The following is a 6,528-nucleotide window of genomic DNA, read 5'->3' as shown; positions in this document are numbered from 1 at the left end:
ACATCGTTTGGTAACATTCTTGGCACCTATGGCCTAGTGTTGCGTTGGTTTTGGTTTTCAGGTTTTGTTGTATTTCAGCCGGAAGACGGACGGATTTTCCACAGGGCCCCACTTTTTTGGCTAGCACGTGTTGCGTGCCCGTGGCACCMGTCTTCGTTGCGTTGAGCTTTGTGTGGAGGCGCAACGGAAGGACACGCCAGGCCGGGAGTCTGACGACCGCGGTGTTGCGCGTTGCGCACTAGGGCGTGGGACTACGATCGCGTCCTTGGCTTGACCCCCAGTTCCCACAGGACGTCGATGTTGCGAAGGTATATGGAGACGTTCTCGGCCGAACTGTGGATGATCGAGTGCTCGCGCCCATCGACGGCGTCAACTTTTGCCGTCCACGGATCTTCCAGGCACTGGCAAACATCCTCAATATCGTCGCGATACTGCTGCAGCGCCTTCGGGGTCCAGGTCCGCATTGCATCTGAAGCCAACAACACAGAGAGCGTACCCTTGCGCTCCCCGATATACCGCACAGGTGAGAGCAGGCCGCCGACGTAAAGCATCATGAGCGCGTCGATCACGCGATCGTCATGGTCCTCGTCCCAGATGACTGCGAGGTCAAGGAATGCGCAGCGATCGAGCCGGTTCAGAAGCTCGTCATGCCAGACCGGCGCCCGAAGGATGGAGTAATGTGTTCCCCGGCCGAGGTTGCCCACAGGGCGGGTTTCGTCATGCAGGGTCTGGAAGAAGGGGCAATAGGACATGAACGCTCCTTTCGGGAGAGAGACGGCTTCCGCCGCGGAACCGCAGCCATTTCGTGGCTGCGAGCATCAATGCAGACAGTATCACGCCGGATGGCATTCAGCGTCGCCGCGCTTAGTTCCGGCGTTTAGGATTCTCAGGCATCGCGACGATTGCCGCTTCGGGTAGGGCGCCAAGTTCTGCAAGCTTGTCCCGGGCGTCACGATACTGCTCGTAGAATCTGGCCCACTTGCTGAATCCGCCCAATTCACCAACGGCACGTAGCATTGCGAGGTGGGAAGCCGTCAGCAATTGCACGGTGGCTTCAAGCTCCGTAATCCTGAGGTCCTTGTCGGCAAGCGTCGCGGCCATGTCAGCGCCAGGTCGCTTGGCAGCGCGGCCACGCCAGCGCCGGTATTCCGCTTGGCGCTGCTGATACTCGGCAAGCAGCCTGCAGCGTGACTCGCTGCGGGTGATCGACGACGCTGCCTTGATGGACGGATGCAGCCGGGCGACGGCGCGCGCCGAGATGTCCTCGTCGTCGGTCAGCAATACCTCAAGGATCTCGCGCATTTTCCCATCATCGGCCGACGCCGCTTCATTGGCTTTATTCATCAAGTATTCCCTGTTGTCGGGGCAAGGAGAGGTCAATGCCATCGGGGAAGGGACGGTGGCCCGGCCGCGTTTTGAGCAGCCCTTGTACGCCAGCCAGCCGTTTTTCCGCGTGGTCGAGCTGGTTTTGCCAACCAATGCTGGTCGATGGGCGGGCCTTGATCGTCTCCACGGCGAGCTTGAGCTGACCCTCGAGCCGGATCAGGTTCCGCCTGTGCTCCGGCAGGTCAGTGGCCGAGAGGTGACGACAGTCGGCAAAGCACTCCAGATGCTTGGCGCACGGATCGACCGTGAACGAGTTCAGGCAGTGCCCATAAGGGGTGGCATGGAATCCGTCCGCTTCGGCGCGCAGGTACTCGTATGCGGCCGCGTCGCCCTCCGTTTTCTGGATGCGCCGGAAGGCATCGACGATCGGACCGCTGGCCTTGCCACCCTTGATGAGTCGGGCAACCGTGCCGGCTTTTTCGCCGAGCAGGATCTCGACGTCCTGTGGAATTTCAATCTGGTCAAGATCCTCCGCCAGGCTGCGATGGTCGTATTCATAGCTTTGTGCAACGCTGCGCCGGTTGAAGCGCTTTGAGATGATCGTGTCGGCAACGCCAAGCCGGAACAGCTCGGTGTTCTGCATGTGGCGCAGCATGTGTGCCTCGATCTTCAAGGCCCGGTCTTCGTCGGTCTGTCCGTACTTTTCAAACAGCGTCGGCAGGTGCTTCGCGTCACCCAGCGACTGTCCGATGAACGTAGGGTCTGGCCGGTTGACCGCCATGTAGCGGGTCACATCGCAAAGCCCATCGTTGCGTTCCTCGGCCACCGACCGTTTGGGCTGCACGAACAACAACTCCCAGGGCTCAACGAATCCCGTGGCCAGCGGAAGCCGCATGGTGTCGGACACCTTCGTTGGCGTCGTGAACCGGATATGCTCCTCGAGCTCGCCAACGTGCAAGTATGCAGCGTGCCACTCCATCCGCTTTCCAAGGCCGATCGGCGAGCCATCAGCATATCGGAAGCGCATGCTTGTCTTGCCTTCACGCATCGCCTTCACCAGACGATTCCCAAACACGTAGACAGCCATGTCGAGGGTCAGTGTGCCATTTCGCCACAGCGCACACTGGTGGTCATACAGTTCATCAAACACTGACGGATCGAGGCCATCGCGGTAGCGTTTTATGAACGGATCTCGCTCAATGCCTAGCCAGAACGGGTTGCCTGCCAGACGGGTGTAAAGCTCGATGACAGGTACGAGACTGTCGACCGGATACCATGGCAATAGTCGCTCCGTCTCACATTGCAGTTTCAGCGTCGCGCGGAGCGGTTCTGTGAGCTTGGCTACACGGTCAAGTGTCTCTGTCAGCAACGCCCGGAACATTTCCGGGACTGGCTGGGCGCCTTCAAACAGGACGCGACTGTCCGCTTCAGCGTCCTGCTGCTTTTCCGCAAAGTGGCGCACCATCAAGGATGTCGAGATGCCACCGGACTCACCGGCTGGACGACCCTTCGAGTCCAGATACGTCCGCTCACGCTTCCAATCGACCGGCAGCAACGCAACTTCCCCTGCACGCATGCCGGTCACGATTAGAGTGCGCACCGCAGCGAACCGCAGCTCGTCCATGAACGTGCGTGGCCGTTCGGTCATCACGATGCGGGTCAGCTCCCAGAACGCCCGGCGCTCAGGCAGGCGTTCGCCGCGCTTGCGAGCCTCCAGGTCGGCCCGTAGTTCATCCTGCGACCAGGTATGCTTTGCTTTGTTCGTACCTTTTACTTGCATGCGCGGCACAGCTAGCGACGAGTACAAAGGGCCTGCATCGCAAATGTGCTGAGCGTCAAACACCGTCTTGACGATGCCGGCCACCTGATCCCCCAGCTTGCCGGTCGCCTGGCATGCTGTTGCAATACGAACAGCCGCACGCAGATCGTCGGCGGTCAGTTGCCACGGGGTCTTGTCCACGCACGTGGCGAGCACCCGCAGCGGACGCGCGATGCTATGTGCCACATACCGCGTGGTGTTACGCCTGAACAGCAACTGTTCAGCCACCGCTGCCTTAATCAGGTCTTGCCACGAGACAGCCAGCGCTCGCCGGGGCAGTGGCATCAGGCCACGCTCGACGCGCTCTGCATTGACGATAGCCAGCGCCTTCGCCTCGGCGCCGAGATCTCGCAGGTAGTGGTTTGGGGGTGGCACGTCACCGGTAACCGCCGTCAGATTCCAGCCGACACCGTCACGAGCAGTGCCTGCCTCGTCCAGAGGTATGTCCCACTGCAGGCCCTTTTCACGGACGAGTGCCTTGCCCAACTCGATGAAGGCAGAGTAGTGTGGGTTCATCGGCGCTCGCCTTCCAACTCGTCGATGACCGCCTGTATTTCGGCGATCGTGCGCTGCAGTTGCAGGTAGGCCGGCGATTGGGCATCACCACGAGAACTCTGCTCGAAGAGCAAGACCACTTCACGCATTGCGGCCAGCACACTCTCGTGCATCGTTTTGTCGTGCAAAGGCATAAACTTCCTGCACCCGTAGCACGACGTCACCGGATTGTAGGGGCAGGCTGGTTGCCCCGACGTGCAGCCGCCGATGCCGGCGATCGGGATGCCGTGAGGCACGCCGGCGATCTGCTGTTCTCCCTTGAGCTGGGTGAGTTCTTCCGGGGAGACGAACCGATCGTGCGCGATCTTTGCCACCCGCCGGTATATATCTGACGCGCCGAGTGCTCGGTTGACCCGTTCCGCGTGAGAGGCTGATGCCGCAAAGTACACCAGCCCCGTCCGTACATCGGAATGCCCCATGAACTCGGCGAGTTCTTCGTGGCTTGCACCAGCGTCAACGAGGCGTTGGGCTGCCGTATGACGAAGGTCCATCGCGCAAGCGTCGTCCCCGATGAGGCGTTCCATGCAGCGGGCGATGCGAGAGCCGGCCTCATGATTGGAACTGACGTCGAAGACGCGATCGCTCGCGTCACGACCTTGCAAATCTGCATAGGCAATCAGGGCCGTGAATAGCACCGCCCACTCCTGTTTCACACGACGGACCATCGGCCTTTTTCGAAGCCTTCCCCGCTGCTTGACCATGAGAAACGTGAGGTGAACGGCCGGTTCGCCGCGGGGCTCTGTCTGCCAGACCCGTACATCACGCATCGTCAGCATCGCGACCTGAATTGGGCGCATGGCGAACTGATAGGAACAGAGCACCATCGCAGCCTCGCAAAGCTCGTCGTGCGCGATGCCTGACCAGCCTCGGGCCCTCACGAGGTCCGACGTTTCGTCCAGGTAGCGAACGATTACGGCTTCTTCATCAGCACTCAGGAAGACATCGCCCGACCGCACACCGGCATATGAGTCCGACGCGGGGCCGGGCAGGGCAGCGCTGACATAGGTCAGATAGGACTCGGACCACCCGTGCTGGCGATGTCTGCATAGCAGCCGCAGAACCGCCTTAACGAAACGATAGGCGTGAACCGGCAACTGACGGGCGCGCAGCGCCATCCATATCGTTGATATGCGGGTTGGGCCGGCTGCAACAACGCGGTCGACGTCATGCACATCGAGATGCATTGCTGCGATCAATACATTGAAGCAGGTCGAGATATGCAAGTCTTCGCCCAACAGGAAGACCAGTAGATGCTTCTGCAGAGCGCCGTAGACAGCAGGATACCGGCCAAAGTCGAGCCGGAACATCCGACCATTGATGTGAAGTCCGAAGACATCTGTCTGACGGACTGCCGGGATGGAGCGGAGTTGGTCGTCGAAGTCGTCGTAGTAGCGTACAACGGGCGGTAGCTCAGGCAGTGACGCCACCATGCTTTCGAGCACCGATGGCTCGGCTTGCCCACGAAGCCGGGATGGGAAGGCCTCCAGCATGATCAGCGTCCCTGCGGCAGCGCGCGCAGCAAGGCCACACGATCGTCGAATGCGTCGTTCCATACGCTCGCGAGTCGGCTTTCAAAGACAGCCCTAGCATAGCGCGACGGCATGTCCGACTCTTTCGACCATCCGAAGAATGTACGCAGTTTCTGCAGCGCTTCGGGCATCGAGTCGCCTCGCTCCAGCAGCTGGTGAAGCCGCAATACGGCGCTGGTGTGCCGGAGGTCGTGGCAGGTGACCGACTTCTTTCCGGTGCGGTCGTGCAGTTCCTGCAGCACATCCGTAGGCAACGCTTTCGATATCGTTGTAAAGATCTTCGTCAACGACTCTGTGGAAAGAGGGCCGCCAGTCTGGGCGTTTAACATGAACGAATGGGAAGGCCGGCCCCGGTAATTTTCGCAATAGATCTGCACCAGGCCCGCCGTTGCGTCGCTGACGGGAATTTGCCTGACCGAATGGAGCGTTTTGATGCTGGGTTTCGAGTAACGGCTGTCGCTGCCAACTTCTTCATACTCGTTTTGCCGGACGTTCAGCCAGTACCTTGTCCGGCCAAGTTCGCGGTCATAGCTGCTCTTGATGGCGTCTGCTGGCAGCAGCAAGAGTTCGCCGCGGCGCAGACCCTGATGCAGCATCAGCACGAATGCGATGAAGACCCGCCAGCGGGTGTGCGCGCGCTGGAAGGGATTGGCATCCGATTCCGGATCCAGGATCTGATAGAGATTCTCGACCACGCTGGAGGGCAACGACCGAACGGTCTCGCTGCGGGCACCTTGGCGAATGTGAAGCTGGCGGTAAAGCGTCGATAGTCGGTGGATGCGCGCCTCGATCTGTCGCATCTTCGCGTCCGCCGACTTCGACAGCCATGTGATCACCGATGTCACGAATGCCAGTCCGGTCTGCCACCGGTCCTCATTGCTGCGAGTGGCAACAGGCTGATTACGCAGACTCACGAACCACGACTCGAGAATGTCCGCAAGCCGGGCATCGTCAAGGTCGGATAGCGCGTCATCCAGCGCATTCGCCTTGAATGACCGATCCGCATGCTCATACAGGTTCTCGATGTACCGCAGCCGCATGGTCTGCGTGGACGTTGCCCATTGCGCACCCGCGATGACCAGCCAGACCGCGGCCCAGTACCTGGGCATGTGGTTGCTGTCGACCAGCGCAACCCCCCGGAGCGCCCGCGGCACGGCGGCGGCGCTGACCTGAACGAACATAAAACCTAAACCCACAACAAAAACGCAACGGCGAAAGATACCATAAAAGCACTTTTCCGTTGCGGTATCTGAAGTCTCCGTGCCGTCCCACACGCAACACTTCAGAACATACCAACAG

General features: G+C 60.3%; 5 protein-coding genes. All 5 read right to left on the bottom strand.

Annotated elements, in window-relative coordinates:
- Window positions 1–251 precede the first annotated feature (251 nt).
- Window positions 252–752 carry a hypothetical protein gene (locus AC1DKD_RS37715; RefSeq protein ID WP_477144456.1) on the bottom strand — a complete coding sequence of 167 codons (501 nt, stop codon included), beginning with the start codon at window positions 750–752 and terminating at the stop codon, window positions 252–254.
- 112 nt (window positions 753–864) lie between these two features.
- Window positions 865–1,344, bottom strand: coding sequence for a hypothetical protein (locus AC1DKD_RS37710; RefSeq protein WP_477144455.1), 480 nt, complete (start codon window positions 1,342–1,344; stop codon window positions 865–867).
- The gene (locus AC1DKD_RS37705; protein WP_477144454.1) at window positions 1,337–3,661 is read right to left on the bottom strand and encodes a hypothetical protein; all 2,325 of its coding nucleotides are present in this window, start codon (window positions 3,659–3,661) and stop codon (window positions 1,337–1,339) included. Before AC1DKD_RS37705 ends, AC1DKD_RS37710 begins: the two co-directional genes overlap by 8 nt.
- Window positions 3,658–5,142: a site-specific integrase gene (locus AC1DKD_RS37700; RefSeq protein WP_477144453.1), complete on the bottom strand. Its 1,485-nt coding sequence runs from the start codon at window positions 5,140–5,142 to the stop codon at window positions 3,658–3,660. Before AC1DKD_RS37700 ends, AC1DKD_RS37705 begins: the two co-directional genes overlap by 4 nt.
- Window positions 5,143–5,192: 50 nt before the next feature.
- Window positions 5,193–6,528: site-specific integrase (locus tag AC1DKD_RS37695; protein ID WP_477144452.1), on the bottom strand; the 1,336-nt coding region annotated here is incomplete at its 5' end.

The organism is Cupriavidus sp. 05T313, assembly GCF_056396665.1.
The sequence above is the reverse complement of the archived record's forward strand: the minus strand, read 5'-3'. Positions and strand labels throughout refer to the sequence as shown.

Coding starts and splice junctions, on each gene's coding strand:
- AC1DKD_RS37715 (WP_477144456.1), bottom strand. CDS start 752: ATGTCCTATTGCCCCTTCTTCCAGACCCTGCATGACGAAACCCGCCCT.
- AC1DKD_RS37710 (WP_477144455.1), bottom strand. CDS start 1,344: ATGAATAAAGCCAATGAAGCGGCGTCGGCCGATGATGGGAAAATGCGC.
- AC1DKD_RS37705 (WP_477144454.1), bottom strand. CDS start 3,661: ATGAACCCACACTACTCTGCCTTCATCGAGTTGGGCAAGGCACTCGTC.